This is a genomic window from Treponema sp. R6D11, from assembly GCF_054786075.1.
This window is the reverse complement of the sequence record NZ_BDHD01000744.1, coordinates 1-552: the sequence shown is the minus strand read 5'-3', so window position 1 is coordinate 552 and position 552 is coordinate 1. Positions and strand designations below refer to the sequence as shown.

Below are 552 nucleotides of genomic sequence, written 5' to 3'. Positions count from 1 at the left end.
GTCATAAAGCAGTTCTTCCAAATGACCCAAATATCGTTCCAACTGTCTGTTAATTTTAACTTTATTTTCTGTCGAATTAATATCCTTATATGCAAGAATCTTTACAAGATGAGAGTAAGCGTCTCTTAATTCTATCGAATATGTAGTGTAGATTTCATTTTTATTGGGGTCATTATCAAAGGTTTCCATAAAACGGAGATTATCAGTGATATGTTTATAGCAAATCTCGTTGATGAGACAGATTTTATCAAAGATACCTTCGATATCTTGCCAGTCATCAAGCCGTAAAACACAAGGTGAAGACATAATTGTTGCGTCTCAAATTAATAATTTATCAACTTCGGACGTGTCAAGGATTTTTTTTGCCTCTTCTTTGGTATTAGGGAGGTTTCCCTTAACAAGATAGCCAAAACCGACACCGGTATTATTATAACGATTAATACCCAGCTCTTCTTCCATCTCTCCAAGCGTTTTATCCCCAAACCGCTTTTTAAGCTCGGTAACCTTTTCCTTGTAACACTGCATAACATCCTTTCCTTTAATGATCTTTCC

Annotated in this window: 2 protein-coding genes; both read right to left on the bottom strand. The window is 35.3% G+C overall.

The genetic code is table 11. The features are described from left to right. A partial coding sequence (locus ACYVTD_RS15850; protein ID WP_461248652.1) for a hypothetical protein occupies nt 1–306 on the bottom strand: 306 nt, incomplete at its 3' end. Between the two features lie 12 nt (nt 307–318). Further along, a partial coding sequence (locus ACYVTD_RS15845; RefSeq protein WP_461248651.1) for a hypothetical protein occupies nt 319–552 on the bottom strand: 234 nt, incomplete at its 5' end.